The 312-nt window shown below is 51.0% G+C and carries 1 protein-coding gene; it reads right to left on the minus strand.

What is annotated here, in order from left to right; translation table 11 throughout:
* On the minus strand, positions 1–312 hold a 312-nt coding region (locus ACXIUA_RS02140), incomplete at both ends, for an Hsp70 family protein (RefSeq protein WP_457975981.1).

Below are 312 nucleotides of genomic sequence, written 5' to 3' on the forward strand. Positions count from 1 at the left end.
CTGGTTGCGAGTCTGTACCAGCTCTTCAAACTTACGGTCAGCTTCGGCGTTAGCTTCTGCGTCGCGTACCATTTTCTGGATTTCATCTTCGTTCAGACCAGAAGAAGCCTTGATGGTGATCTTCTGCTCTTTACCGCTGTTTTTATCTTTCGCGGAAACGTGCAGGATACCGTCAGCATCGATATCGAAGGTAACTTCGATCTGCGGCATGCCGCGCGGTGCCGGGTTGATACCATCCAGGTTGAACTGACCCAGAGATTTGTTATCAGCTGCACGTTTACGTTCACCCTGCAGCACATGGATGGTTACCGC

The organism is Corynebacterium sp. UMB8791, from assembly GCF_054166365.1.